The organism is Polyangium spumosum, assembly GCF_009649845.1.
Classification (GTDB): Bacteria; Myxococcota_A; Polyangia; order Polyangiales; family Polyangiaceae; genus Polyangium; species Polyangium spumosum.
Genome location: NZ_WJIE01000001.1, coordinates 1115372 through 1142233, shown reverse-complemented (window position 1 = coordinate 1142233; position 26862 = coordinate 1115372). Strand labels below are relative to the sequence as shown.

The 26862-nt window shown below is 71.5% G+C and carries 21 protein-coding genes; 13 read left to right on the top strand and 8 right to left on the bottom strand.

Features of this window, described 5'->3' with window-relative positions:
* Positions 1-91: 91 nt before the first annotated feature.
* Positions 92-1582: a sigma-54-dependent transcriptional regulator gene (locus GF068_RS04815; RefSeq protein WP_338046223.1), complete on the top strand. Its 1491-nt coding sequence runs from the start codon at positions 92-94 to the stop codon at positions 1580-1582.
* Positions 1579-2760: a formylglycine-generating enzyme family protein gene (locus tag GF068_RS04810; RefSeq protein ID WP_338046222.1), complete on the top strand. Its 1182-nt coding sequence runs from the start codon at positions 1579-1581 to the stop codon at positions 2758-2760. Before GF068_RS04815 ends, GF068_RS04810 begins: the two co-directional genes overlap by 4 nt.
* Positions 2761-2763: 3 nt before the next feature.
* Here the strand turns inward: GF068_RS04810 and GF068_RS04805 are convergent, their stop codons facing one another.
* Positions 2764-5190 carry a hypothetical protein gene (locus GF068_RS04805; RefSeq protein ID WP_153818064.1) on the bottom strand — a complete coding sequence of 809 codons (2427 nt, stop codon included), beginning with the start codon at positions 5188-5190 and terminating at the stop codon, positions 2764-2766.
* 254 nt (positions 5191-5444) lie between these two features.
* Here GF068_RS04805 and GF068_RS04800 point away from each other — a divergent pair, with 254 nt between their 5' ends.
* From GF068_RS04800 to GF068_RS04785, 4 genes are read left to right on the top strand one after another with little or no spacing between them, the layout of a single operon-like run.
* On the top strand, positions 5445-6089 hold the full coding sequence (locus GF068_RS04800; protein ID WP_153818063.1) for a hypothetical protein: 645 nt from the start codon (positions 5445-5447) through the stop codon (positions 6087-6089).
* On the top strand, positions 6086-7285 hold the full coding sequence (locus GF068_RS04795; protein ID WP_153818062.1) for an ATP-binding cassette domain-containing protein: 1200 nt from the start codon (positions 6086-6088) through the stop codon (positions 7283-7285). The genes GF068_RS04800 and GF068_RS04795 overlap by 4 nt, the downstream gene beginning before the upstream one ends.
* Positions 7282-8016, top strand: a complete 735-nt coding sequence (locus tag GF068_RS04790) for a hypothetical protein (RefSeq protein WP_153818061.1) — start codon at positions 7282-7284, stop codon at positions 8014-8016. The genes GF068_RS04795 and GF068_RS04790 overlap by 4 nt, the downstream gene beginning before the upstream one ends.
* A 13-nt stretch (positions 8017-8029) precedes the next feature.
* On the top strand, positions 8030-8599 hold the full coding sequence (locus GF068_RS04785; protein WP_240806594.1) for a hypothetical protein: 570 nt from the start codon (positions 8030-8032) through the stop codon (positions 8597-8599).
* On the opposite strand, the gene GF068_RS04780 is transcribed toward GF068_RS04785, so the two are convergent.
* Complete coding sequence (locus GF068_RS04780; protein ID WP_153818060.1) at positions 8568-10091, bottom strand: DUF362 domain-containing protein; 1524 nt, start codon at positions 10089-10091, stop codon at positions 8568-8570. The genes GF068_RS04785 and GF068_RS04780 overlap by 32 nt on opposite strands.
* A gap of 177 nt (positions 10092-10268) precedes the next feature.
* Here GF068_RS04780 and GF068_RS04775 point away from each other — a divergent pair, with 177 nt between their 5' ends.
* Positions 10269-11060 carry a JAB domain-containing protein gene (locus tag GF068_RS04775; protein WP_170319305.1) on the top strand — a complete coding sequence of 264 codons (792 nt, stop codon included), beginning with the start codon at positions 10269-10271 and terminating at the stop codon, positions 11058-11060.
* Here the strand turns inward: GF068_RS04775 and GF068_RS04770 are convergent.
* Together GF068_RS04770 and smpB are read right to left on the bottom strand one after the other, a co-directional pair.
* Positions 11055-11330, bottom strand: a complete 276-nt coding sequence (locus tag GF068_RS04770) for a hypothetical protein (protein WP_240806593.1) — start codon at positions 11328-11330, stop codon at positions 11055-11057. The two genes, GF068_RS04775 and GF068_RS04770, sit on opposite strands and share 6 nt — an antisense overlap.
* An 11-nt stretch (positions 11331-11341) precedes the next feature.
* On the bottom strand, positions 11342-11818 hold the full coding sequence (gene smpB, locus GF068_RS04765; protein ID WP_338046221.1) for an SsrA-binding protein SmpB: 477 nt from the start codon (positions 11816-11818) through the stop codon (positions 11342-11344).
* Positions 11819-12031: 213 nt separating this feature from the next.
* Between smpB and uvrA the strand changes: the two genes are divergently transcribed.
* Together uvrA and GF068_RS04755 are read left to right on the top strand one after the other, a co-directional pair.
* Positions 12032-17410: an excinuclease ABC subunit UvrA gene (gene uvrA / locus GF068_RS04760; RefSeq protein WP_153818057.1), complete on the top strand. Its 5379-nt coding sequence runs from the start codon at positions 12032-12034 to the stop codon at positions 17408-17410.
* 4 nt (positions 17411-17414) lie between these two features.
* A complete protein-coding gene (locus GF068_RS04755) occupies positions 17415-19025 on the top strand; it encodes a hypothetical protein (protein ID WP_153818056.1) in 1611 nt (536 codons plus the stop codon).
* Positions 19026-19046: 21 nt separating this feature from the next.
* On the opposite strand, the gene GF068_RS04750 is transcribed toward GF068_RS04755, so the two are convergent.
* Positions 19047-19904, bottom strand: a complete 858-nt coding sequence (locus GF068_RS04750) for a hypothetical protein (RefSeq protein WP_153818055.1) — start codon at positions 19902-19904, stop codon at positions 19047-19049.
* 241 nt (positions 19905-20145) lie between these two features.
* Complete coding sequence (locus tag GF068_RS04745; RefSeq protein WP_153818054.1) at positions 20146-20892, bottom strand: hypothetical protein; 747 nt, start codon at positions 20890-20892, stop codon at positions 20146-20148.
* 232 nt (positions 20893-21124) lie between these two features.
* Here GF068_RS04745 and GF068_RS04740 point away from each other — a divergent pair, with 232 nt between their 5' ends.
* The 3 genes from GF068_RS04740 to GF068_RS04730 all read left to right on the top strand — a co-directional run bounded on the left by GF068_RS04740 (position 21125) and on the right by GF068_RS04730 (position 24087).
* On the top strand, positions 21125-21673 hold the full coding sequence (locus tag GF068_RS04740; RefSeq protein WP_153818053.1) for a hypothetical protein: 549 nt from the start codon (positions 21125-21127) through the stop codon (positions 21671-21673).
* Between the two features lies 1 nt (position 21674).
* Positions 21675-22796 (top strand): matrixin family metalloprotease, encoded by a 1122-nt coding sequence (locus tag GF068_RS44815; protein ID WP_153818052.1) that lies wholly within the window; start codon positions 21675-21677, stop codon positions 22794-22796.
* Between the two features lie 70 nt (positions 22797-22866).
* Complete coding sequence (locus GF068_RS04730; RefSeq protein ID WP_153818051.1) at positions 22867-24087, top strand: hypothetical protein; 1221 nt, start codon at positions 22867-22869, stop codon at positions 24085-24087.
* 12 nt (positions 24088-24099) lie between these two features.
* Here GF068_RS04730 and GF068_RS04725 read toward each other — a convergent pair whose 3' ends face one another.
* Both GF068_RS04725 and GF068_RS04720 read right to left on the bottom strand, forming a co-directional pair.
* Positions 24100-24495, bottom strand: coding sequence for a hypothetical protein (locus tag GF068_RS04725; RefSeq protein WP_153818050.1), 396 nt, complete (start codon positions 24493-24495; stop codon positions 24100-24102).
* Positions 24496-24536: 41 nt separating this feature from the next.
* Positions 24537-25190 (bottom strand): hypothetical protein, encoded by a 654-nt coding sequence (locus tag GF068_RS04720; protein ID WP_153818049.1) that lies wholly within the window; start codon positions 25188-25190, stop codon positions 24537-24539.
* 139 nt (positions 25191-25329) lie between these two features.
* On the opposite strand from GF068_RS04720, the gene GF068_RS04715 reads away from it, so the two are divergent.
* On the top strand, positions 25330-26793 hold the full coding sequence (locus GF068_RS04715) for a thioredoxin family protein (RefSeq protein ID WP_170319304.1): 1464 nt from the start codon (positions 25330-25332) through the stop codon (positions 26791-26793).
* Positions 26794-26862: the final 69 nt, after the last annotated feature.

Below are 26862 nucleotides of genomic sequence, written 5' to 3'. Positions count from 1 at the left end.
CGGCGCCGCCGACCCGCCCCCTCCAGCGCCGGCGGCTCCCGGGGCCCGAGCCGCGGCTCCCCTCGCGCCCGGGCTCTGGTAACCTCGCCGCGTGCTACCCGAAAAGAAGCAGATCCTGGTCGTGGACGACGAGGCCAACCTGCGCCGCGTGCTCAGCGCGCAGCTCGGTCGGGACGGCTACGAGGTGCACACCGCCGAGGACGGGGAGGAAGCCCTCGCCTTCCTCAAGGAGCACCACATCGACCTCGTGATCACCGACCTCCGGATGCCCAAGGTGGATGGGATGGATCTGCTCCGCGCCGCCATGCGGGACGATCCGACGCGCCCCGTGGTCATGTTGACGGCGCACGGGACGGTCGACAACGCCGTCGAGGCCCTGAAGACCGGCGCCTTCGACTACATCACGAAGCCCTTCGACCAGCACGAGGTGCGCCTCGTGGTCCGCAAGGCGCTGCGCACGCGTGACCTCGCGAGCGCCGACGCGTCGCGCGACGTCGCCGTGTCGGCCTTGCCGCGCGAGGGCACGGCGCGCTTCGGGATCATCGGCGAGAGCCAGCCGATCCACGAGCTCTACTCGATCATCGAGCGCGTCGCGGACACGCCCACGACGGTGCTCATCACGGGCGAGAGCGGGACGGGCAAGGAGCTCGTGGCGCGGGCGCTGCACGAGAACTCGAGCCGCCGCGACAGGCCGTTCATCAAGGTGAACTGCGCCGCGATCCCGAAGGACCTGATGGAGTCGGAGCTCTTCGGCTACGAGCGAGGCGCGTTCACGGGCGCGGTCGCGTCGAAGCCGGGCCGCTTCGAGCTCGCGTCGGGCGGGACGCTCTTCCTCGACGAGATCGGCGAGATCCCGAACGAGATGCAGGTGAAGCTCCTGCGCGTGCTCCAGGAGAGCGAGTTCGAGCGCGTGGGCGGCATCAAGACGATCCGCGTCGACGTGCGGCTCGTCGCCGCGACGAACCGCGACCTCAAGCGCGAGATCGGCGCAGGATCGTTCCGCGAGGATCTCTTCTACCGGCTCAACGTGGTGTCGATCGCGCTGCCCGCGCTGCGCGAGCGCAGGACCGACATCCCGCCGCTCGTGTCGTACTTCATCGCGAAGTTCAACGCGCGCCTGCGCAAGAACATCGAGGGCGTCGAGCCGGACGCGCTCGAGCGTCTCTCGGCCTACGGCTGGCCGGGGAACATCCGCGAGCTCGAGAACGTGATCGAGCGGGCCGTGCTCTTCGCGGACGGCGCCCGCATCCGGCTCGAGGATCTCTCGGAGGAGGTGCGTTCGAACGCCTCGCAAGCGAGCGCCCTCTCGGCGAGCGCGCCCTCCGCCGCGGAGGGAGCGCGCGCGCCGTCGCCGTCGTCGCCCGATCCGCAACAAGGCGACGCGGCAGCGCTCTCCGACGGCCTGAAGGAGCAGGTCAAGGCGGCGATGAGCCGGCTCGAGCGAGACCTCATCGTGCGCGCGCTCAAGCAGACGCAGGGCAACGTGACGCACGCGGCGCGGCTGCTCAAAATCTCGCGCAAGGGCCTGCAGCTCAAGATGAAGGAGCTGGGGCTCCGGGAGCGCGAGCACGAGCCGACGTGAAGAAGGTCCTCGTCGCCGTCGCCGCGCTCGCGATCGGATGCCAAGGCAAGAGGCTCGCCCCCGAGCCGACCGACGCGGGCGACGAGGCCGAGCCCCCGTGGGTGACGGCGGATCGAGAGCCCGATCCCCGCCCGGGGATGGCCTGGATCCCGCCCGGCTCGCTCATCGCGGGCACGCCGCCCGAGAAGCTGCCGCGTGTCCCCGACGAGGAGATGGCGGGCGAGCAGGTCGTGATGACGGGCTTCTACATCGACCTGTTCCCGTACCCGAACGAGCCCGGCGCGATCCCCACGACGAACGTGACGCAGGCCGAGGCCGAAGGGCTCTGCGCGGCGCAGCAGAAGCGGCTCTGCACGGAGCTCGAGTGGGAGCGCGCCTGCAAGGGGCCGCAGAATACGGCGTACCCGTACGGCGACGCGTACAAGGCCGCGACGTGCACGACGGGCTCGATGCGTACGCTCGTGCCGAACGGCGTGAACGCGGGCTGCAAGAGCGCGTTCGGCGTCCACGATCTGCACGGAGGCGTGTGGCAGTGGACGTCGAGCCAGTGGAAGCGCGATGCGAGCAAGGCGAACCTCGGGACGACCCGCGGCGGGAACGCGCCACAAGGTGAGCTCGTCGGCAGGTGCGCGAATGGCCGCGGCATGAAGGTCGACGTGCGCCGCGCCGACGTGGGCTTCCGCTGCTGCGCGGGCGAGCCCAACAGCTTCGAGGTGGTGCTCAACGTGAGCCGAGGCGCGCCGCTCACGTTCCAGCCCGCGGACGCGAAGGCCGATCTCGCGCAGGCGCTCGAGCCGCTCGTGCCGGAGGAGATCCGCGAGGCGGTGACGCGCAAGGCCGACCATCCCTTCAAGGTCGAACGAATCTGGACGTGGCACCCGCTCGGCAACGAGGAGCTCGTGCTCGGCGGCGGCTGCGCGAAGGCCTCGGGTCGCGCGAGGTGCGGGGTCGTCGTGGCGCGCATGCGCTTCGACGCGCCGGTCTCGATGGCCTTCGTGCCCACGGAGCGCTGGCAGCCGACGGTGGGCGAGACCGAGACGGCGCGCGAGCTCTTCGTCTACGGAGGCGACGACAACGGCGCGTTCCGCAAGCGCGTCTCGTACGAGTGGGGGAAGATCGGGATCGGGAACAAGGAGCGCAAGAAGAAGCGCAAGGGCAAGAAGGAGCCCACCTGGTGACCGTCACTGCGGCGCGGGCGGGACGAGGAAGAGGATCTCGCGCGGCGCGCCGAGCAAGAGCTCCGAGGGCGCGATGCCGTTCTGCGCCTTGACCGTGAGCGTGGCCTTGAAGATCTGCGCGGAGGCGTTCTGCGGGAACGTCGTGTTCGGCTTGGGCACGATCTTGAAGCAGATCTTCTGACCAGGGATGATCCCGAGGGCGGTCTCGTTGACGCCGTCCTGCGCCTTCACGAGGCCCTTCGCGCCCGACCAGACGTCCTTGAGCTGCTGGACGGCGTTCAGCGAGAAGCACGGGACGCCGGGCTCGGCCGCGTCGTCGCCGCCCGGCGCGTTGACGGAGATCTGCGCGATGAACGTGTCCACGGCGTCGATGGGATCGGCGAGGTTCGGCGCGGCGAGGGCGCGGATGTCGAAGCGGATCGCCTTGAGGAGGGCCGTGATCCCCTTGTCGAGCGTGGCGTCGTTGAGCCCGGTGCCGTCGGTGCTGATGTCGAAGATCAGGCGGCACGTCCCGCCGGGGTTGTCGGCGTTGGCGGGGCCGTCCGGCGTGATGAAGCCGCCCGCGATCGCCGTCCCGCATTGAAGCCCGCCGAACGCGGAGGGCGGGACGAGCGAGCCGGTCTGATCGACGAGGTACGCGAGGTCTTCGTAAGGATCGCCGCCGGTGCGGACGCCGTCCGACGCGGAGATGCCGATGATCCTTGCGCCCTTCTCCTTCATCGTGGTGACGAGCGTGTCGACCGTGGGCGTGGGGAAGGGGGCCTGTCCGTTGAAGTCGTAGGGATCGTGGAGGATGCTCGGGTCGAGGGCGCGCCTGCCGTTGTGGAACGGAGCGTCGGTGATCGGCACGAGGATCGGCAGCGCGCCTTCGCGGAAGCGGAGCGTTCCATAACGCCCGCTCGGCGCGCCCGCGGGCGCGAGCTGACCGGTGGGCCAGAGGAGGTAGGCGTCGGTGAGCGCGCGGTACATGGCGGCGACGTGCGACTCGGGTTTGTCGCCGCCGTCGTGCACGTTGAGGGCGAACACGGCGCCGAGGTTGTCGGCGAGGGTGGTGCTCACGTAGCCGGTGGTGCCTGCGACGTAGAAGGGCTGATCGACGCCCACGGTGCCGTACGTGCCCGTCGGGAAGTCGTCGAAGCCGGCGATGCCCACGGCGAGATCGGGGATCGACGCCTTCAGCTTGGTGATGATCGCGGGGAGGTTGTTCTTGAGGTTCTGGATCTCGCCGCCCATCGTCGCGGTCGTGTCGACGAGGAAGGCGACGTCGCCCTGGTTCAAGTTCGTACGAAGCGGAACGATGTTCTCGGCCGGCGAGGGCGCGCCGAGGTAGGGCAACACGAAGTAGAACTTGCCGAGCGTGCCGGGCGTGACGAACGGATCGCGCGGGTCCGAGCCGAGCTCGCGCTCGATCAGATCGGTGGTGCCGTCGCCGTCCGTGTCGGCCTTCGTGCGATCGGTCTCGAGCGGGTCGAGTACGCAGTCGAGGTTCTGGTCCTCGTCCTTGTCCAGGATGCCGTCTGCGTCGGTGTCGAGGTCGAGGAAGTCGTACTTGCCATCGCTGTCGGCGTCGGGCGGCGGCTGCGAGACCATGTGCATGGGCCCGGCCTCGCACAGGTCGGAGAGCCCATCCGCGTCGCTGTCGTCGTCACGGAACGCGGGCACGTTGTCTCCGTCGGGATCCGCGAGCCCTTCGAAGGCGTCGCCGAGCGTGTCGCCGTCGCTGTCGGCGTCGGACAGATCCGGCAGACCGTCGCCGTCCGTGTCGGTGGCGACGCCCATGGTGAGCTCGACGGTGTCCGGCAACGAGTCGTCGTCGTTGTCCGGGTCTGCGTAGTCGGGGATGTTGTCGCCGTCGGTGTCCGCGGGGTTCGGCGCGGGCTTCTGCGGATCGTAGGGCGTCTGGTCGGGGTAGATCTCGAGCGCGTCGGGCAGGCCGTTGTCGTCGCTGTCCGTGTCGCGGAAATCGGGGGGCCCGGTGCCGTCGGAGTTCTGCGGGTTCGCGCAGCCGACGGAGGCCGTCTGTCCTTCGAGGGCGTCGGGCAACGAGTCGTCGTCGCTGTCCGTGTCGAGGTAGTCGGGCGTGCCGTCGCCGTCCGTGTCGATGCCCTGGGCTTTGCCCTCGACGTCGTCGGAGATGCCGTCGAGATCCGCGTCGGGTGGGCAGTTGCTCACCGGGCCGCCGCCTGCGCCGCCTGCGCCACCTTCGCCGCCGGCACCACCTGCGCCCCCCGCGCCGCCGTCGCCGCCCGCGCCGCCGCTCCCGCTGGACGAGGCGGACGACGCGCTGCTCGAGCTGCTCGCCGTGCCCGTGCTGGAAGAGGCGCCGCCGTCGCCGCCCGCGCCGCCCGCGCCGCTACCGGACCCGCTCGTGATCCGATCGATGTCGGAGTCCGGCGTGCAGGCGACGCCGAGCGCACCCCCCGCTAGCAAGAGCCCGAGAACAGAAGCCCATCGCCCCCGGCGGATTTTCAGGTCAAGCACTGGACTGCGCACAGGATATCCTTGCCGCCGCCCGCGCGAAAGGGCAGCGGGCATGATGCCTGCGCGCGAACGTCGCCGCTCCTCGTGTCCACCCTGAAGCCGCCGTGACGATGTCGACTTCTCCGAGCCTCACCGGTGTGTCCTCCGCGCGCCGCACTCCCGGGCCGCCTCGTGGGCGTCGCAGGAGGCGCTTGTTCGCCGCGGTGGCCCTGTCCCGCGCGCGCCTCGGGCGTACGACCCTCTCGCGCGCCGGGCTCGCGTGCGGCGCGCTGCTCGGCGCGGTGTTCGCGACCCTCGCGATCGTGCTCCGCGCGACGGAAGGAACGAGCGCGCCGCTCGAAGGGCTCGTCGGCCTCGGGGCCGCGTCGATCACGCTCCTGGCCGCGGCCCCGACGACGCTCGCCGCTGCGAGCGATCGGACGGCGGAGGATCGCGAGGCCGGGATCGAGGCGCTCGCTGCGACGAGGGGCTTGCGCGCGCGGAGCCTCCACGTGGTGCGGTGGGTCGCGTCGATGCTCCAGATCGGGAGGGCGATCGCGCTGCCGCTCGTCGGGCTCGCGCTCGTCACGGTCGCGCTCTCGAGCTCCGGATCGATGGCGCTGCGCAGGGTCGTGTTCGCGCTCGGCTTGCTCGCGTTCTCGGCCGTCGCCGGCATCACCCTCGGGACGCTCGCCGCGTTCTCGGCGCGCCTGGGCGGTCGTCGAGGCAGGGTCTTGCTCGTGGCGATCGTGGTCGTTCCCTGGATGCTCGCGGAGCTCGCAGGCCGCGGCTCGTACTCGATCCCGGGCGCGCTCTCCGCGCTGCTCTCGATCCTCGTCGCCGCAGGCCGCGGCGGAGCTCCCGCATGACGACGCCGCGTCCGCCCATGGCCGCGCCGCCGCGCCTCTTGCTCGAAGCGGTTCACGCGCGTGACGCCGCGGCGCCGCGTGGCGCATCTCGAGGGAGCCTCTCGGGCGTGAGCCTCGCGCTCGGCGCGGGGGTCTTCGCCTTCGTGGGTGCGCCCGAGGACGGCACGCTCGCGCTCTCCGAGGTGATCACGGGGGCGCGCGCGCCCTTGCAGGGCCGCGTCTCGATCGGAGGGCAGTCGCCTGCACGTGTGTCTCCGCTGCGCGCGAGGATCGGCGCGCTCGCCGCGGAGCCCACGTTACCGGAGGCTCGTACGGTCGAGGCGTCCGTGGCGCTCGCGCGGCGGGCGCGTGGTGAGTCGACGACGCGCGCGAGCGACGTGCTCGATCCGTTCGGCCTCGGCCATCTCGCGCGCCGCGAGCCGGGCTCCCTCTCGTTCGCCGAGGCGCGCGCGGTGGAGCTCGCCCTCGCGCTCTCCACGCCGTCGCCGCTGCTCGTGGCGCTGCACGAGCCGCTCTCCGACGTCGCGCTCAACCTGCTCGGCCTCGTGCGCGAGCGAATCCGGGAGCTCTCGCTCGGCGGCGCGTGCGTCGTCGTGACGACGTCCTCGCCTGCGGACGCGCGCGCGCTCGGGGATCGTGTGCTCGTCCTGCACAAGGGGCTCGTGCTCGGCGAGGCCGACGCCGCGGAGCCGCTCCCCGGGAGCGAGCCCGCGCTCGTCGCGTGGGTTCGGCCCGCGGACGACGCGGGCGAGCGCGGGCCGGTGCGCGCGCTCGCCCGCTTGCTCGCCGATCGAACGGAGGTGCGATCGGTCGCTTGGAGCGAGGCCCCGGGCTCGCTCCCCCGGGCCGCGGAGCTGCGTTTGTCCGGGGACGATCTCGACGCGTGTGCGCTCGCGCTCGTCGACGCAGCGGTGGAGGCAGGCGTCGTGATCGAAGCCGTCGCGCCGGCGTCGCCTGGGCTCGTGCAGGTGCGCGCCGCGGCCGAGGCGCTGCAGACGTTCCGCCGCGCGGCTGGGCTCGCGCAGAGGCCGCTCGTCGCGCTCCCTGCGGCGAGGAGCGCGCGGGTGCCGGGAGCCGTCGCGCCCGTCGCGCCGCCGACGCTGGAGGCCGTACCTGGCGAACCTGCAGCGGCGCCTGCGCCTTCCGCGCCCGCCGACGTCGCCGAGGAGCCGGGCGAGCCACGGGGAGGAGCATGACGTCGCAACATCGATCACACGCCGCGTCACCTCGCGGCGCGGGCGCGTTCGTGGGTCTCTCGCTCGGGGCCGCGATGGGCGCGCGCAGGCTCGCGGGTCGAGGCGTCGTGCTCACCGCCCTGCTCGCGCTCGCGCTCGCGCTCGCAGGTGGGCTCATCGAGCGTCGCGTGACCACCGCGGGCGCGGTCGATCGTTCGCTCGCCGCGACGTTCCGCCTCGTCGTCCCGCTCTTCTGTTTTGCCCTCGCCGCCCGCGCCTGCGATCGCTCGTCGTTGCGCGACGCCGCCTGGCCCGTCGCGCGGTATGGCGCTGCGCGGCGCGACGTCGCGCTCGGGATCGGCGTGGCGCTCGTGCTCGTTTCGGCCGTGAGTGGCGCGCTGCTCGCGCTCGTCGCCGTCGCTTCCGCGCAGTCGCCCTCGGCGCCGCCGTTCGCCCGCGATGCCTTCACGAGCGGCTGGATCGGCGCCCTCGTCGGCGCCGCATACGCAGGCTGGTTCTCGTTTGGCGCGACTTTCTTCGAGCGCGGTCGCGGGCGCGTCGTGCCGCTCGTCCTCGACTTCCTCTTCGGCAGCGGCGCGGGCCTCTTCGCTGCGCTCTTGCCTCGCGCGCACGGGCGCGGGCTGCTCGGCGGAGAGGGCCCGCTCGGCCTCTCGCAGCCACATGGCTCCATCGCTCTGCTGCTCATGGCGACGCTGCTCCCCGTGGCGGCGGCGCTAAGATGTCGCGAGTGAGCGAGGCGCATTCATGAGTGGACAGGTCATGCCCGGCGCCGCGCTGGTCGTCGAGCGCTCGTCATCGAAGCTCTTCGTCCGGACCCGCGCGAGCGGGGTGCTGGCGCGCTTGGCGCACGATCTCGAGCTTGTGGCCACCGAGCTCTCCGGTCGCGCCACGCTCGACGGCGAGAGGTACGTGGGCGAGCTCGTCGTGCCGGTCTCGGCGCTCTCGGTCGTGGGGACCTTGCATGGAGAGCGCGTCGACACGTCCGCGCTCTCGACCTCGGATCGGTCGGACATCGAGCGGAAGATCCGCGAGGAGGTGTTCCCGGGGACGAGGGAGGTTCGCGTGCGCGCGGCGAGCGTGTCGCGTGATCGCGCGGAGGTCACGGTCGAGGTGTCGAGCGGTCGTTCGACCTTGCCGGTCGCGTTGCGCGTGACCGAGGACGCGGGACGTACGCGTGTCTCCGGCCGCGTCGAGCTCTCGATGAAGCGGCTCGGCCTTCGTGAGGTGAAGGGGCCGCTCGGCGCGTTTCGGGTTCGCGACGAGGTCGAGGTGCTGTTCGAGATTACTCTGCGTCCGGAGCCGGCGGCGCCGTGATCTCGGGCGCGGCCTCTCCGCGCTCGCAGGGGCCGTGGATCTGGTACGGCTTGCCCGAGATGCGCTTCATGAGCGCCTTGCCCTGCCAGCCGAGGTAACCCTTGCTGAAGCGCACGGCCTCCGAGGGCGACAGGTAGGGGTTCTTCGTCTTGCCGAGCTCGACGAGCGTGAGCACCTGCTCGGCCACGCTGACGGGGCAGCCCTCGAGGCGCAGCGGCTCGCTCGGATCGCTGGTCGCGAACTTGCGCATCACGTGGACCATCTTCGCGAAGATGTCGTCGTGCTTGGCGTGGTACGGGTCCTTCTGCGCGCGGTCCTTGTAGAGGCTCTCGACGTTCACGAGGCGGCCGTGCAGCTTGCCCGACCACTTCGCGCAGTCGCCGATGAACACGACACGTTCACCCGGCGCCGCGTCGATCGGGCCGTCGTAGGCGCCGAACACGATGTGCATACGCGGCATCTTCTCGTCGCACTGCTCGTCGTAGAGCCGCAGGATCTCGATGGCCTCCTCCATCGCGCCCGGGCAACCGCCCCAGCAGTAGTCGGTCCGCTCGGGCTCCGGCGGCGGGCCGGCGTACGCGGTGATGTGCGAGCCCTCGAAGTATTTCTCGACGCGGACGAGGCCGACCTTGAAGCCCCTGGCCAGCGCCTGCGCCTCCTCGAGCGTCACGTCGCCGCTGATGTCCATCGAGCCGAGATCGAGCGAGCCGAACCCGCGCTCGGAGGCGAGGCGGAGGTGATCGACCGTGTACGGATCGACCCCGATGATGTGGCAGCAGAGGGCGTCGAACGCGGCCTGCGAGTTGCCCATGATGACGAGCCCGAGCTTGCGCGGGATGGGCGTGAGCATCCGGCCCTCGCCGGCCACGATGGCGTCGATCGCGATGAACTGCGGCTGAACGATGTACTGCAGGTCCGCGATCTTCTCGTCGAGCCGGTGGTCGTGATCGATGAGGCGATGCCGATCGTCCTGGATGCCGATGTAGTTCTTCATGGAGAACGTCACGGTGGTCCAGGGGTGGCTCTTGAACTTGGGGCAGTTGACGAAGAAGTCGGCCTTCGCGACGGGCTCCGGCGTGAACACGTAGTCGCGCAGCCGCTTCTCGTGTTTCAGCCGGATCTCGACCTGCGGCTCCTCCTCGAAGTGGTAGTGCTTCACGCCCGTGCGCTTGAGCATCGGGTAGTACTCGGCGCCCTCGAACGTCGTGCGCGTGGGGAGCGTGATGCCGCAGCGCTCGCCCAAGGCGAGCTCCCGGACGCGGCCGTCGTCCCGGTCCTGCAAGGCGCGAAGCACGCCCTCCAGGAACTCCGGCCGCGTATACGCATGCGGAAAGGACGGCCCCGACGCCACGCAGTTCGGCTTGACGAGCGTGCGGCCATGCGGCCGCAAATCCAGCTCCTCGAGCCCCTCACGAACGATGCGTCGGATCTGCTCGACGTCGTAGGTGGGACAGCGGCGGATGATCACCCGGGGGCGCGACGCGATCTTCATGTCCTGGCAGCCTAGGAGGCTGCACCGGATCCGGCAATGCCGCCAGCCGCGTCAGCAGCAGCGCATCCCGCTCCAGAGCTCGGCTCGGTTCGCCTGCGGTCGCCAGAGGGCTTTACATTTGTTCATGGGTCTGGGATACCTACCGCGGTCGACGCACGGCACTCCGGACCAGGAAGAATGGCGACATATTCGGTCAAGGAAGAGGTCGCGAAGCTTCGGTACCTCAGCGTACACCCCGCGGGCATGGAGCCCATGCGCTGGCGACCTCCGCGCGCCCCAGGGCGGAAGAACGCTCGCCTGCCGCCCGCGCCCGAGCTCGGACCGAGCGCCCCGAAAGAGGCTGCGCCGCACGTGGACACCGGCGCCTTCTCGGACGCCGCCTTGCTCGCCGCCGTGCTCGGTTGCACCGAGGATCGTGCGGCGGGGATCTTGGCGCGCGCAGGCTCTCTGGCCCGGCTCGCGCGTTTCGGCGTCAACGACATCGTGGAGCTCACTCGCGTCTCCCGGGAGGAGGCGGAGCGTATCGCCGTCGCCTGCGAGCTCGGGCGACGCAGCCTGGTGCTCGAGTCGCGTCCCGCGGGCCCGATCGTCGGGGTCGCTCCGCTCGCGCGATGGTTCCGCCTGCACATCGGCGGCATGTTCGTCCAGGAGATCTGGGCGGCCGGCCTCGATGACGCAGGCGTGCTTCGTGGCGCGTGGCGCGTGGCGCGAGGCGACGTTCACCGCGGGGAAATCGACACCACCGCGGTCGTGCGCGGGGCCTCCCGGCTCCAGGTGAAACACGTCATCCTCGCGCACAACCATCCGAGCGGCAGCCTCGTCACGACGCCCGACGATCTACGTTTCGTGTTGCGTGTCCACCGCGCCGCCCTCGCGGCGGGGATCAAGCTCGTCGACTGCCTGATCGTCGGCCCAACGGCCGGGTACACCTCGCTCGCGGAGGAAGGTGTGCTGCCGGGGAGCTCATGACGCGGGTTCGTTCGAGCCGTCGTCCCCCGAGGGGGCGAGCAGCGCGGAGAGCTCCTCGCGAAGGCGTCGCGTCGCATCGACGAGGCGGCCTTCGACCAGGAACGCGTCGCCTTGTCGCCGGCAGCGGTGCACCTTCACGCGCACGAGCGAGCTCGTCTCGAGGTTGCCCGCGAGCGGAGCGCCGGGCGCGAACGCCTCGGTGGATCGAAGGCTCACCCGATCGCCGTCGAGGGCCACGAGATCGGCCGAACCACCCTTCTGGAGCCTCATGTGGGGCATGCTCACTCCGCCCTGCGGCCCCGCCCCATCGCGGCGCGGGCTTCTCGCTCGGCCTCGCGTTGCTTGACCGTCTCGCGTTTGTCCGCCTGCTTCTTGCCCTTCGCCAGGGCGAGCTCGACCTTCGCGCGTCCCTTCTTGAAATAGAGCCGCGTGGCGGCGACCGTCATGCCCTCGCGCTCCACGGCCTTGCGGATCTGATCGATCTCCGCGCCGTGCAGGAGGAGCTTGCGCGGCCGCTTCGCGACGTGCCCGAACGCGGCGCCCGGCATCTCCGGGACGAGCATGCCGTGGAGGAAGGCCTCGCCGTTGGTGATCGAGCACCACGCGTCGGAGAGGTCGGCCTTTCCATCACGCAGCATCTTGACCTCGCTGCCGATGAGCACGAGGCCTGCTTCGAAGCGCTCGCCGAGCTCGTACTCGAACCCGGCCCTCCGGTTTCGGACGATGAGCTTCTCGTCGCTCGCTTCTTTCCCGCTCACGTGGTTGACACCCTCGGTCGCTGTCGCTACGGCCTCGCGCCGCCCGAAGATCCGCTCTCCAGGCAGGCGCCCGCGTAGGGCTAGCGCGCCGCGCGTCGTGCGTCCATAGCCCGACGAGCATCCGTTCCGAGACAAACCCGCGCGCCGTGCTAGTACGCCCGCGCCCTTGTCCGAGCTTCATCGCCTCCACCCCTCACCGCCGAGAGCGAAGACATGCAACCGATCCGCATCCGCGGCGCGCGGACCCACAACCTGAAGGGCGTCGACCTCGAGCTCGTGCCCGGGCAGCTCGTCTGCTTCACGGGCGTCTCCGGGGCCGGAAAGTCCTCCCTCGCGCTCGATACGCTCTACTCCGAGGGGCAACGTCGCTTCGTCGAGAGCTTCAGCCCCTACGCTCGGCAGTTCCTGGAGCGGCTCGAGCGGCCGCCCATCGACGAGCTCGATCCGGTCGCCGCGGGCGTGGCCGTCGATCGCCGCGCCCCCGTGAAGAGCTCGCGCTCCACGGTGGCCACGATGGCCGACCTCGAGCCGTATCTGTCGGCCCTGTTCGCCCGCGAGGCCACGCCCGTGTGCCCCACGTGCCAGATCCCGGCGGCCCGCGTCGATGCGGTGACGGCTGCGTCGAAGGCCGTCGAGAGCCACGGCGGGGCGACCGCGCTCGTCACGTACCGCGTCCCCGTGGCCGGCACGGAGGAGCTGCTCGACGTGCGCGAGACGCTGCTCGAAGCGGGCTACCGGCGGCTGCTCGTGCGCGGCGAGGTGCGCGACATCGACGAGGTCGGTCCGGGTGACGCGCTGGGCTCGGGCGGCGGCGTCGAGGTGATCGTCGACCGCGTGAAGATCGGCACGCGCGACGCGCGGCGCCTCGGCTCCGCGATCGAGGAGGCGTGGCAACGGGCCGAGGGAGGCGTCGCCCTTTACGTCGGTGGATCGGGCACGGACGGGGCTGGCCGGCGCGTGCTCGTGCCGCGAGGGCTCGCGTGCCCGTCGTGCGCGCGGAGCTTCGACGCCGCGCGGCCAGGCCTGTTCTCGTACCAGTCGCCCCTCGGCGCGTGCCCGTCGTGCCGCGGGTTTGGCAGGACGATCGGTATCGACTGGGGCAAGGTCGTCCCCGACGAGGACAAGACCCTCGAGGGCGGCGCGATCCGACCGTGGACCGGGTCGAGCACGTCGTGGGAGCGCAAGGTCCTGCGCAAGTTCTGCGAGAAGAAGGGCGTCCCGCTCGACGTGCCGTGGAAGGAGCTCACTGAGGCGCAGCGCGAACAGGTGCTCGACGGCGAGGGGAGCTTCCACGGCGGCAAGTACCCCGGCGTGCGCGCGTGGTTCAAGTGGATGGAGACGCGCACGTACAAGATGCACGTGCGCGTGCTGCTCGCGCGCTACCGGTCCTACGATCCGTGCGGCACCTGCGACGGCAAGCGCCTCTCGCCCGAGTCGCTGCTCTACCGCGTCGGCGGGCTCGATCTCGCGAGCTGGCACGGCCTCGAGCTGCGCGAGGCGCGGGCGCTGCTCTCGCGGCTCGAGGCGACGACGGGGCAGGGCGAGATCGCGCGGAAGGAGCTCGAGCAGCGGCTCTCGTACCTCGAGCGCGTGGGCCTCGGGTACCTGACGCTCGATCGGCAAGCGCGTACGCTCTCGGGCGGCGAAGCGCAACGCGTCACGTTGACGGGCGCGCTCGGGACGTCGCTCACGGGCGCGCTCTTCGTGCTCGACGAGCCGACGGTGGGGCTGCACCCGAGCGACATCCCGCCGCTCATCGAGGCGATGCGCGAGCTCTCGGCGCGCGGCAACGTGGTGGTCGTCATCGAGCACGAGCCGCTCGTGATCCGCGCCGCGGATCGCGTCGTCGAGCTCGGGCCCGGCGCGGGCAAGCAAGGCGGGCGCGTGGTGTTCGACGGCGCGCCGCCGGAGCTCGCGAGGCGGACCGATCTGCCGACGGGGCGCGCCCTCGCGCGAGGCGCGGCGAGCGTCGCCGCGGCGGACGAGCGACCCGCGCCGCGTGGATCGATCTCCATCGTGGGGGCGCGCGCGAACAACCTGCGAGGCGTCAGCGTGCGCCTGCCGCTCGGGCAGGTCGTGTGCGTGACGGGCGCGAGCGGCTCCGGCAAGAGCACGCTCGTGGAGGACGTGCTCTACCGCTCCCTCGCGCGGGCCCGCGGCTACAAGGACATCGAGCCCGCGGGGGTCCACAAGAAGATCGAAGGTACGAGCGGGATCAAGGTCGTCACGCTCGTCGATCAAGCGCCGCTCGGGCGCACCTCGCGTGGCAACCCCGCGACGTACACGGGCGCGTGGAACCGCATCCGCCAGAAGTTCGCCGCGCAGCCCGAGGCGGCCGCGCGACAGCTCACGGCGGGGCATTTCTCGTTCAACGTCGCGCTCGGTCGCTGCGAGTCGTGCGCGGGGGAGGGCGCCGAGACGATCGAGATGCAGTTCCTCGCCGACGTCTCGCTCACCTGCCCGGTTTGTCAAGGCCGACGCTTCCGCGACGAGGTGCTCGAGGTGAAGGTGGACGGCCGCTCCGTGGCTGACGTCCTCGCGCTCTCCATCGACGAGGCGCTCGAGGTCTTCGCGCGGGAGCCCGCGATCGTGCGCGCGCTCGGCCCGCTCGCGCGCCTCGGCCTCGGGTACCTCGCGCTTGGCCAGCCGCTCTCGACGCTCTCCGGCGGCGAGGCGCAGCGGCTCAAGCTCGCGCGCGCGCTCGGCGAACGAACGGCGGGTGGGCTCTTCTTGCTCGACGAGCCGAGCGCGGGCCTGCACGCCGAGGAGGTGCTCCTGCTCAACCAGGCCCTGCGTGACCTCGTGCGCGGCGGCGGGAGCGTCATCGTCGTGGATCACGATCTCGACGTGATCGCAGCCTCCGACTGGGTCGTGGATCTCGGCCCGGGGGCGGGCAGCGAGGGCGGGCAGATCGTCGCCGAGGGCACGCCCGAGGCGGTCGCGCAGACGGACACGCGCACGGGGCGAGCGCTCGCGGCGCACCTCGCCAGAGCATCGTCTCCGCCCTCGTCCTCGCGCAAAAAGAGCAAGGCAAACGGCGATGGGGCGCGTCGATCGTCCTACCCGCCCGCGCCTTCCGCGATCGAGATCGTCCACGCGCGTGAGCACAACCTCGCGGAGGTCTGCACCTCGATCCCGCACGGCCAGATCGTCGTCGTCACGGGCCCGAGCGGATCGGGCAAGAGCACGCTCGCGTTCGACGTCGTCTTCGCCGAGGGACAGCGGCGCTTCCTGGAGACGCTCACCCCGTACGCGCGTCAGTTCCTCCCCTCGATGCCGCGCCCCGACGTCGACCGCGTCACGGGCGTGCCCCCCGCGATCGCGCTCGAGCAGCGCACGACGCGATCGGGGTCGAACTCCACGGTCGCGACCGTCACCGAGATCGCGCACTACCTGCGGCTCCTCTTCGCCAAGGTGGGCGAGCCGCACTGCCCCACCTGCGACGTCCCCATCACCGCGCGCGCGCCCGACGAGGTGTATCGCGCGCTCGTCGCCACGCGCGGCGCGCGCACCTTGCTCGCGCCCGCGGTCGTCGCGCGCAAGGGCACGTACCTCGACGTCTTCACGGCGGCGGCGCGCGCGGGCATCACGGAGGCGATCGTCGACGGCGCGCGCGCGAGCACCGATGATCCGCCGCGCCTCGCCAAGCGGCGCGAGCACTCGATCGATCTCGTGATGTACGAAGGCAAGCTCGACGCCCTCGATCGCGCCACCTTCGACCGCGCGCTCACCTTCGGCAAGGGCTCGGTCAAGCTCCTGAACACGCGTGGCCAGGAGGAGCTCCTCTCCACCACGCGCACCTGTCCTCGTTGCGGCGTCGGCGTCCCCGAGCTCGATCCGCGCTGGTTCTCCTTCAACACGAAGCAAGGCCGCTGCGAGGACTGCGAGGGGACGGGCGTGCTCGGCGGGAGCGAGGGGGCCGACGTCTCCGCGTCCTCGAGCGAGCCGTGCACGGCGTGCGGCGGCTCTCGCCTCGCGCCGGTCCCACGCTCGGTGCGCCTCGCGGGCGATCGGTATCACGAGGCCACGGCGCGCTCCGTGTCGGAGGCCGTGCGGTGGGCGAAGTCGCTCCGCTTCGACGGAGATCGCGCGCTCGTCGCGGAGGCTCCGCATCGGGAGCTCGCGCGGCGCCTCGCGTTCGTCGAGGAGGTCGGACTCGGGTATCTCGCGCTCGATCGCCGCGCGGCCACCCTCTCCGGCGGCGAGATGCAGAGGCTCCGCCTCGCCGCGCAGCTCGGCAGCGGGCTCACCGGCGCGCTCTACGTGCTCGACGAGCCCACGATCGGCCTGCATCCGCGCGACACCCACCGGCTCCTCGACAACCTCCGCAAGCTCGCGAACATGGGCAGCACCGTCCTCATGGTCGAGCACGACGCGGACACCATCCGCGCGGCCGACTACCTCATCGATCTCGGCCCCTCCGGCGGCCGCAACGGCGGCAGGATCGTGGCCCAGGGTGCTCCTTCCGAGGTGCTGCGCAAGCCGAGCTCACCCACCGCGAAGGCCCTCTCCGGCGAGCGCGCGCTCGCCTCGGCCCGCGCGCGGCTCGGCCCTGCTGACGAGCAGCTCGTGATCGAGGGCGCGCGCGCCCACAACCTCCGCGTCGACGCGCTGCGCGTGCCCCTCGGGCGTATGACCGTCGTCGCTGGCGTCTCCGGCTCCGGCAAGAGCACGCTCGTCCGTCACGTCCTCTACCCCGCCGTGCGACGCGCCCTCGGCCTCGCGGGTCCCGATCCCGGTCCGCACGACGCGCTCCACGTGCCGCCCGCGCTCGCGCGCGCCGTCGCCGTGGATCAATCCCCCATCGGCCGCACGCCTCGGTCCATCCCCGCCACCTTCCTCGGCGTCTGGGACGAGGTTCGCAAGCTCTTCGCGGCGACCCCCGACGCGAAGATGCGCGGCTACGACCCCGCGCGTTTCTCCTTCAACACCGCCAAGGGCGGTCGCTGCGAGGTTTGTGAAGGGCAGGGCGTCATCTCGCACGAGATGTCGTTCTTGCCCGACGTCGTCACGACCTGCGAGGCTTGTGGCGGGACGCGCTTCGAGCCTGCCACGCTCGACGTGCGTTACCTCGGTATGTCGATCGGCGATGTCCTGCTCCGTACGGCTGAAGAGGCGGCCGAGCTCTTCGCTGCGCACCCGAAGATCCGGGAGCCCCTCGCGACGATGTGTGATCTCGGCGTCGGGTACCTCCGGCTCGGCCAGGGCTCGCACACGCTCTCGGGCGGCGAGGCGCAGCGCCTCAAGCTGGCCGACGAGCTCTGCAGCGGCACGCGCGCCAAGCCCACGCTCTACGTCCTCGACGAGCCCACCACGGGGCTGCACCTCTCCGACGTCGCGCGCCTCGTGAACGTGCTCGATCGCCTCGTCCAGCGTGGTCACTCGCTCCTGATCATCGAGCACCACCCTGCGGTCATCGCCGCCGCCGATCACGTGATCGAGCTCGGGCCCGAGGGCGGCAAGGGCGGCGGTCGTGTCGTGGCCGAAGGATCTCCCGAGGTCGTGGCGCGTCGCGCGACCGCGACGGGCCGCGTCCTGCGCGCGCTCTTCGAACGCCCCACCTCCGACATCCCTCTCGCGGCGGAGGTTTGACCACGTGGCGGGCACCTTCACCGTCGGAGCCTTGGCCCTCGCGGCCGAGGGAGCGAACGCGGTGGGCGCCGTCCGCCTCACGCTCCTGCCCGACGTCCTCGAGATCGAGCTCGTGCGCGCGGCCGGCTTTCGTAGCGGCTTCGTGCCGGGCAGCGTGGCGGAGTCCGTCGAGATGCGCGTGCCGTACACGGCCGTGCGTGGGCTCGTTCGACGCGGCCGCGCCCTCTGCCTCGCGCTCGATCCCTCGATCGCCTCGCCTTACACGCGCTTCACGCTCGCGCGCTTCACCTACGATCCTCGCGAGGCCCTCGCTCGCGCGTACGAGGCGCGTAGGCGCGCGGCGCTCTCCGTCGTGATCCTGCCCGCGCCGCTTGGCCTCCTCGCGGCGCTCGCTTCGCCGGCTTCGCTCGTGAGTGGCCTCGTCGGTCGGCTCGCGGTGGGCCTCGTCGTCGCGGCCTCGCTCTGGCTCCTCCTTCGTGAGATCCTGCGCTTCGCCACCTGGGGCGGCCCTGGCTCCGATCGCCTCGCCGACGCCTTCGAAGTCGCGCTTTGCCAGCGCCTCGGCTTCGTCCCCGTCGCCACCGCGCCTTTCGCGCCGCCGCCGCCGCCGCCGCCCGTCCCCGAGGCCTCGCTCCCTGCGTGGGCGCGCGCGCCGCTGCTCGTCGCGCTCGTGGCCGCCCTCTCCGTGCTCGGCATCTCGTTCTTCCAGCGTTACGGCAAGCCGCCTGAGCCCTCGGCCCTCGCGCCCCACGTGCCCCTCCTCGTCCCGGGCCTCGGCGCTGCGATCCGCGCTCCTTCGCCCGCGGACGTTTCACCCGGCGAATCTCGCCTCCCGCGTTGCGTGTGCGCGCGCGCGGCCTCGCCGCTCTGGAACGACGGCCTCCCCGTGCTCGAGGTCTTGCTCGCGTCGCGGCCGGAGGATGGCTCGGGCCGCGTGGTCCCCTCGGAGCGGCGCGGGTACGACTTCGACCTCTCGGTCGTGAACAACGGCGCGACGCGTCTGCCCGACGTCAGCGTCCTCGTCACGTTCGCCCGCCGCGACGGACAGAACCGCCGCGTCGGCGTCACCGAGCGTGGGCTCTACTGGGGCAGGCCGCTCTACCCGGGCCGCGCGATCAAGTGGAACGTCAAGGCGCCGGGCACCGAGATGCGCATCGATCCGCCGCGCCTCGGCCTCCTCGAGGCGGGACGCGAGCCTGCGACTCCGGACGCCTTCTTCGAGCTCTCGCGCGCGCGCCAGCGCGTCGTTCGGATCCACGCGGCCAAGATGCTCGCTTATCACCGCGATCCGCGCGCCCTCGACGTCCTCACCTCGCTCGGCCCGTCGACCCCCGACGAGGAGAAGGTCCTCGCGCGGATCACGCGCGCCGCGCGACCGGTCATCGCGTGTGACTTCGCGCCTTCGGGAGGCGCGCTCGAGGTTTGTCTCTTCAACGGCTCGTTGTCGCCGCAGCGCGTCGTCGCTGCGCGCACCCTCGCCGAGGGGGAGACGCCTGCGCAACGCGCGCCCTTGCCGGTCGTCGTCCCGGTGCACGACGGCGTGCGTGTCGCGGTCCCGCTGCCCCAGCGACCCACCCCGAGCGAGCTCGAGCTCGAGCTCGACGCTGCGCCGTGAAGGGCGTCGGAAAGTTGCGCGTCAAGAACCTGCGCGCGCGCGTTTGCCCACGATGAACGCGAAGCTCATCGAGTCCTCGCACTGCGCCACGCTCACCACGCCGCGCGAATGCCAGGCCACGAGATACTCGCCCGGCTCGACGAGCGTCGCGGCGATCCTCGCGCGTGCGCTGTAGGTGTTGCACACGTCGAGCGCGGAGAACGCCCATCGCCCGAGCGACATCACCTGGCGCAGCGTGAAGTAGGCGCCGGGGGATCGGTAGATCGGCACGGGCGTGTTCGCGCCCGGGGCGCGCGCGTAGGACACCGCGTACACGCCCGACCGGAGGAGCCCGTCGAAGTCGAGCCGCGCGCGGCCGGAGAGGTCCGGGTGGAAGACGCCGCCCACGCTGACGATGAGCTCGCACGGGTCGAACGTGAACTTCGCGTCGTAGCCCTGATGCTTGTGCGGCGCCCAGCTCGGCGCCTCCCGCAGAGGCTCGCGCGTGAGGGCGATCAGCGCCTCCGACGTGTGCTGCCGGATCACCTCTTTCAGCCCGTCCATCGACACGAGACCGCTGTCCACGAGGGCCCGGAAGACAGGTATCGAGTCGCGCTTGCAGCGCTTGTAGACGTCCTCGATCCGCTTCGACTCCGGGGGTTCGTCGGCGTAGGCTCGGAGCAGCTCCGCGAGGCGCCGCTCCATGCCGGAGGCCGCGGCCCAGCAGATCCGACCGTTCTCGACGAGCACCGTGCCCTGCGTCGGGGCGCCAAAGACGAGCGCGCCGGTGGCGCTCTCGGGCAGCGCTTCGATCTCCTCCAGCAGAGGGATCACCGCAGCGGGATCGCCGGAGATGCCTGCCGGGTCGGGCATCAAGCGCAAGCTCTTTCCACTCTGCATGGCTCGTTCCTGGGCTCCTCGAGATGGCGGCGTCCGCGAGGCTCCGTGGTCCACCGGTCGCCGCCGCGTCCTAGGATATCCCCGTTCGTCGCACGGCGCGAGCGTCGCGGGTTTGTCCCGTGAACACGCGCGCGGGGGGGCCGACGCGGGAGCCTCTTGCCTGACGTGCATGACAGCGCACGTTCCGGCATGTGCGATGTTTCCATACTCCGGAGCGCGTCGGCCCGTACCGTGGGCCGGTTCAGAGGCGGCAGATCTGGTAGCCGTCCGGGAGGATCGTGCTCGGCTCGCAGTTCGTCTGGACGGGCCCGTTCTGGGTCTGGACCACGGGGCAGTCCGAGTCGGGGGCCTGCGGGTCGCAGACGACGCGCTGGGGGCCGTACGTGCACGTGTCCGCGCAGCGGGTGAGGGAATACCAGTTGCCGCCTTGGGACTGATTGAGGTCGGCGCAGCAGACGGTGCCGGCGGGGCAGTCCTGGGGGAGCTGGCATTCGATGCGCGTCTCGCGACCGGAGGAGCTCGTGTTGCAGCCGTCGTTGTTTTCCGGGCCGTTCACGCATTCGCCCTGGCTCTGCGCGTCGTGCCAGCAGCAGGCGCCCTCGTTCTCCACCGGACAGGTCACGGCTCCACACGCGACCATGACGGGCGGAGGCATCATCCCCGACGACGAGCTCTGCGCGCTGCTGCTCGACGCGCTGCTGCTCGACGCGCTCGAAGAGCTCGGCCCCGCGCCGCCTTGGCCTGCGCCGCCGTTGTTGCCCGCGCCGCCTTGGCCTGCGCCGCCGTTGTTGCCCGCGCCGCCTTGGCCTGCGCCGCCTTGGCCCGCGCCGCCTTGACCGCCGCCGCCCGGCCCTGCTCCGCCCGAGGCGCCGCTCCCTTGCCCGCCGGAGGCAAACAGTCCCGTGGTATCCGTCCCGCAAGCGGCCATCGCGGTGCCCAAGACGAAGAGCGAGGCGAGGCCGAACGATCGCAACGAAGCTCGTTCCATGGATGACTCCTGAGGTGCCCGAAGGTACACGCCCGGGGTAGCCTGCGGGGATCGAAACGCCACCATTTTCTTCCGCGCCGGGGGCGCGTGGGCCGCCTGGCTTCCAGCAGGCAATCAAAATTGGGTCGTCGCTGGACGTGGATGCGGTCGGGTAGGGGTCGCTTTACACGCCGGTCGGCGCTTGGCATGGTGGATCGAAAGGCCGAAGCGGCCCGGATCGAGGAGGCACCTCATGAGCTTCAGAAAGTTATTGGCCGTGCTCGCGGCCATCGTCCTGCTCGGCGTGAGCGCCGCGGCGGACGCGACCACCATGCTCTTCCTCTCGCGCGAAGAGCTCGTAAAACGCTCGGATCTCGTGGTCCGCGTGCGCGTCGGGAAGGCCGTCACGACCGAATCCGAGGACGGACGGGCCCTCGTGACCCGCACCGAGCTCGACGTGGTGCAGCTCCTCAAGGGCAAAGCCGACGGCCGCGTCGTGGTCCAGCAGCGCGGCGGGACGTACCGCGGCAAGACGCAGAAGGTCCTCGGTGACGCGGCGCTCAAGCCCGGCGAGGACGCCGTGGTATTCCTGCGTCGCGACGAGAAAGGAAAAGTGTATTTCACGGCGCTCGCGCTCTCCGTCTACCACGTGGACGACAAAGGAATGGCGAGGCGCATGCTCGATGGGCTCGAGCTCGCCCGTTACAACGGCGGCAAGCTCGAGCCCTCGGGGCACGTCGAGCGGCCCGAGCCGGTCGAGTCCCTCATGACGGACGTCGTCCGCCTCGCTGGAGGGAAGTGAAATGGTCACCCTCCGAAAAACCGCCCTCCTCGCTGCATTCGCGGCGTCCTTTGGGATCCTCTCCGCGCCGACCGAGGCGCGCGCCTGGACGGGCCTCGAAGGCCCGCCTTATCCGGTCTGGGGCCTGCTCCCGGTCAAATACTACGTCAACGAGGCCACGTTCCCGCCCGAGATCGCCTCGACCGCGAAGCAGCGGCTCGTCGACGGGTTCGGCGTCTGGTCGACCCCCGAATGCACCGATTTCTCGACGGAGCTGCTCGGGGACCTCCCCGACGGCACCTGGAACGCGAACGACAACAAAAACGTCCTGATGTGGGTCAACAAGCCCGACCCGTGGCCCTCCGATCTCGGCCCCGTGGACGCGGTCATCGGCGTGACGCTCCCGGTATGGTCCCAGGACGGAGAGGGCAACCAGATCATCTACGACGCCGATATCGTGTTCAACAACGTCGGCTTCTGCTGGTACGACTCCGCCGTCAACCCCGGCGGCAATTGCTCGGGCGGCAGCCCCGTCGATACCCTCTCCATCGCCGCGCACGAGCAGGGCCATTTCCTCGGCCTCGGCCACACGAACGCCCCCGGCTCGACCATGCTGCCGAACTACCCCGGCGGCAATGAAATGGCCACCATCGAGCAGGACGACGTCGACGGCGTCTGCAACCTGTACCCGCCCGGCTCCGGCGTCCCGAGCTGCGGCGCGTGCACCACGAACGCCGCCAAGACCGAATGCAACGCCCTCGCCCAGGGTTGCAATGGCGCCTGCGTCGGCCTCTACAATTGCGAAGCCCAGTGCCCCACCGGCTCCGCAGCCGAATACGACTCCTGCCTCACGGCCTGCAAGGACCAGTACCCGGCCGGCGTCGAGACCTACGAGGCGTACACCAATTGTATCTGCAACCTCTGCGCGAACTCGTGCCCCATCGAGTGCGCCGGGAGCGCCGGCGCCGGCGTGGGCGGCGGAGGCGCGACCGGCGCCTGGAACGAGGAGGATCCCGAAGGCCCGCAGATCGAGGACTCCGGCGGCTGCGGCTGCGCCGTCGAAGGAAAACGAGGCAAGCTCGGCGCCTTCATCGCCCTCGGCCTCGCGCTCGCCGCCCTCGGCCGCAGGCGCCGGCGGCGCTGAGCGGGCTCCCCGAACGTCACCGATTCCAGCACTTTACGCCTCTCCGGATCCCTGGCATGGCTCGCCCGCCATGCCGCTCTGCCCTCGCACGGAGCTCGATGCGGACGTGTCGCGCGCGCTGTCCGCCCTCGGCGCCGCGACGTCGGAGCCCGCCCTCGACGCCCTCGCGGCCCCCGACGCGGTCGCCGCCGCCCTCACGCGACTCCCACCCTCGGCCCCCTTCCTCCTCCGCGCAGCGCCGCCCCTCGACGGCGCGTCGAGCGGCCACGGGCCCGAACCCAAGGCGCCCGTCTGGATCCGCGGCACCCTCGGCGGCGCCGACGTCCGCATCGCCCCCTGCCGCCTCCCCGAAGGACAGCGCCCGAGCACCACGCGTGTGGTCCGGCTGGTCGTCACGTCGGAAAAACGTCCCTGCTGTGACGCCGCCTCGTGCACGAACCAACGCACGCTCGCCGTGGCCTGGGCCGAGCTCGAGCAGGCCGAGCCGGGCGAGGTCCCGAGGCGCCTGCTCGTCGCGGCCGCGGCCGATCTCGACGAAGGCCGCGCCCGCGCCCGCGTCGCTCGCGCCGCGGCGCCCCTCGCTCGCGCCTTCGCCGCGCCGCTCGAGGCCGCCGAGGGCTTGCTCGCCGTGCCCCAGGAGCCCGAGCCGAGCCCCGAGGCGCCCCTGCTGCCCGCGGGCAAACTCGCGCGCTTCGAGCTACGTCCCGAGGGCGAGCGCCTCGTCCTGCGCGACCACGAGAGCCTCGGCCCGCGGCAAACCACCCGCCGCAACACCGTCCTCGGCGCGATCCTGCTTGCCCTCGCGCTCGGCCTGTGGATCCAGGCCGCGCGCGCCCTGCGCGCAGGCGATCGCAACCTCACGATCGGTTTCGGCGCGGCCGCGCTCCTCGTGACGTTGACCGGGTACGCGTTCGTCAGCGTCGCGCGCTTCGGCGCTCGGTACCACGCGCCCTCGGCGCCGCTCTTCTGGGTCGGCCGCGATCGGTTCGTCATCGCCCCGTGGGTGAGCCGCACCGGGGCCGTGGACCTCCTGCCCGAAGGTCGCCTCGGCGCGGCCATCGCGCTCGAGGAGCTCCGCGACGTCTCGACGCCTCGGCGGGATGATCACGTGGCCGTGGAGATCAACAGCGACCACGGGCCGATGGACGTCTTCCTCACGGACGACGAGGAGCTCGCCTCGTTCTGGGCCGCGGCCCTTCGCCGCGCGCTCGGAGACATGGCGCACCCGAAGGCACGCGCCTCCGCCCGCAAGCGCGCCCGGGAGCGCGCGGCGAGCGGCGAAGCCGCGTAGAGCGCGAAGGATTCACTCGAGGAACGGGTTCGCCGAGAGCGTGTTCGACCAATCCGACGCGTCCTCGCCGCGCAGGCAACGCACGCGATACGTGTACGCCTGATCCTCGTTCGCGCCCTCGTCGACGTGATCGGTGTCCGTGCCCTCCGCGGTGAAGGCGAGCGCGAACGTCTCCGCGTCGGTGCGCCGCTCGCCCTCGACCGCCTCGCAGGGCGTGACCAGGCTCCAGCGCACGCGGAGCACCTTCGACGTCGGGATCACGTCTTCGAGCACGGGCGCCTCGAGCGGGCCGCTCGGCGAGGGGCTCCCCCCGCCGGTGGGCGCCGTGTCCACGGAGTCCACCTCGCCCCCGCAGGCGCCGGTGAAGAGGAACAAGACACACGAGATCGAGCAAGCAAAGCGTTTCATCGGTCCCCTCGTGATCCGCGGGCCCGGCCGGCCCGCGGGCGTCAGGCGTCGTCCTTGCCCGCGCCGACGAACCAGTCCTCGCGTTCCGCGAAGAGCGCGTTGAACGTCGTGAGCGAGCCGTAACAAGCCGTGATGTAGGCCTGGAGCTGCACCTTGTCCGCGTCGGGCAGCCCCTCGTGCGCGTTGAGCTTCGCCTCGAGCAGCCGCAGTTTGTCGCGGACCATCACGACCTTGTGAAAGAAGGTGTCGAGCGGGATGCGCTTCTCGGCCGTGCCGGGCTTGCCGGGCTTGAGCACGAGCTCGCCCCCTTGCCAGCGCGCCCCCATCTCCGAGCGGCCGAGGCCGAGCTCCTCCGAAAGCACCTCGCGCAAGACCCGCCTGAACTCGTCGATGTCCATGTCGATGTCGATCTCCCTGGGCAAGCTCGGGCCCGAAATCGTCGGCCGCGTGGCGTCTGCCTCGCGTCGCCGCGGCTCGATCGCCGAAGAGCGCGCCCTCCGTGGCTCACCCGCCGCGCGTGGCGCCGGCGGCGGGGCCGCGGCGCCCTTCGGTCGATACCGCGCGCACGTCGACGTCTGCCGCACCGGCGGCGGGTACACCTCGAGCGCGCAGTCGCCCACGCGCCCGAGCCGCGTATCGTCGCGCGGACGCGTGAACGCCGCACAGCTCCCGCAGCGCCCCTCGAGGTCGCTCATGCCGGTCCACCCTAACGCAAATCTCGTTCGACGCTTGGGGCTTCGGATCGCCTGCGGCGTCCTGCGCCCCAAACCCCGGGCCGACGCGAGCGCGCTCTCGTTCGGGCGAACACGCCTGCTCGGCGGTACACTCGGCGCCATGGCCCGCCCTCGACGCCTGCTCGCCGCGCTCCTCTTCGCCGCCGGATGCGGCGGAGCCCCTCCGCCCGCCCCCAACACGCCAAACACGACCGAAGGTGGCCCCACGAACGGCGCCGCCGCGACGAGCGCCGCCGCGACGTCGAGTGATCTCTCGGGGCCTTCGAGCGCCGCCGGCGGGAAGGACACCTCGGCTCCGCCGCTCGTCTTCATCGAGGATGATCTCGACGGCGCCATGGCGCGCGCGCGCGCCGAGAAGAAGGCCCTCTTCGTCGATGCGTGGGCCCCGTGGTGCCACACGTGCCTCAGCATGAAGAACTACGTGCTCGTCGATCCCGCGCTCCGCCCGCTCGCCGATCGCGTGATCTTCGCGGCGCTCGACACCGATCGCCCGTCGAGCGCCGCGTTCCTCGAGCGCTACAAGATGAGCTTCTGGCCGACGTTTTTCATGATCGATCCCGCGAAGGGTGACGTCGTCGCCTACTGGCCCGGCGCGGCTTCGGTGCGCGAGATGCGCGGCTTCATCGAGGACGCGGTGCGCGTGCTGGATGCCTCCGCGCCTCCCTCGGATCCGCTCTACACGCTCTCGCGAGCGAGCGCCGCGCGCGCGGCGGGTGATCATCACAAGGCGCTCGCGCTCTACGACGAGCTCTTCGCGAAGGTCGATGCGCGCTGGCCTCGCCGCGACGACGCGCTCGCCGGGAAGCTCTCCGCGCTCGCGGGCAGCGGCGACGTGGATGGATGCGCGCGCTTCGGCGCGGCTCACGTCGACGAGATCCGCGGCGCCGCGGCCCCGGCGGATTTCGCGTCCGTGCTCTTGAGCTGCGCGAGCCGGCTCGCGAAGAGCTCCACGCAGGAGCTCGCGCGTCGCAAGGCGATGGCGAGGCTCGAGGCGCTCGTCGCTTCGCCGCCGCCCGAGTCCACGGTCGACGATCGCGCCGACGCGCTCGCGATCCTCGCGGACGTGAAGAGCGAGCTCGGGGACGCCGAGGGCGCGCGCGCGGCGCACGAGAAGCGCCTCGTGCTCATGGAGAAGGCCGCGGCCGAGGCGAAGACGCCCGAGATCGCGGCGACCTACGATTACGGCCGCGCAGTCTCGTACATGGCCCTCGGTCGCAACGAGCAGGCCGTGCGGATGCTCGAGCAACGCGAGCGCGAGATGCCGAAGTCCTACGACGCACCGGCGCGCCTCTCGAGTGTGCTCGCTCGGATGGGGCGCATGGAGGCCGCGCTCGCGGCGAACGGCCGCGCCGTCGCGCTCTCGTACGGGCCGCGGCGGCTCGCGTACCTCAAGCAACGCGCCGGTCTGCAGGCCAAGATGGGCGACAAGCCGGGGCAGATCGCGACGCTCCGCGAGGAGGTCGCGGGGCACGAGGCGCTCGGCCCTGGGCAACGGAACGAAGCGGCGCTCATGGACGCGCGTCGTCGCCTCGCCGAGGCCCTCGGCGCGGCGCCCAAGCGCTGAGAACACACGAAGGCCACCCGCCGCGTTTTGCGCAGCGGGTGGCTCGTGATGGGTTGCTGGAGGGGAGGG